Annotated in this window: 2 protein-coding genes; both read right to left on the bottom strand. The window is 55.1% G+C overall.

Features of this window, described 5'->3' with window-relative positions; translation table 11 throughout:
- The coding region (locus GPA27_RS28765) for a lipoyl protein ligase domain-containing protein (RefSeq protein ID WP_444541850.1) at positions 1–246 on the bottom strand (246 nt) is incomplete at its 3' end.
- Between the two features lie 12 nt (positions 247–258).
- Positions 259–379 (bottom strand): DUF493 family protein (locus tag GPA27_RS29395; RefSeq protein ID WP_169143771.1); only part of this gene is annotated, 121 nt, incomplete at its 5' end.

Raw genomic sequence — 379 nt, 5'->3', positions numbered from 1 at the left:
CTGCTGTCCAGGCCCATGAAAGGTTACCTGTCCACCGCGATCGCTCTGTATCACCGGAATATCCCCGGGCATCAGCAAGTGTTCCGCCTTGCCGGCCTGGCCCTGGGTAAACACCTGCGGGTGCTCAACCAGCCACAGTTCATCCGGAGTACGCGCATCGCGGCGGTCGGTAAAATCATGCATCGCCTGGGAAATAAGCTGATAGGGCTGCAAGCCAAGTTGGCGAACAATCAAGGATTCTGCCACGGGAACTCCTGGTTACAGCACCATGCGAACGATATCAATACTGCCCAGTTCTTCGTACAGCGTTTCGACCTGTTCGATATGCGTGGCGGTGATAGTAATAGAAACTGAGTGATAGTTGCCCTTGCTGCTGGGT

The organism is Aromatoleum toluolicum (genome assembly GCF_012911005.2).
Classification (GTDB): domain Bacteria; phylum Pseudomonadota; class Gammaproteobacteria; order Burkholderiales; family Rhodocyclaceae; genus Aromatoleum; species Aromatoleum toluolicum.
Note: the sequence above shows the minus strand (reverse complement) of the source record. Positions and strands in the feature narration are given on the sequence as shown.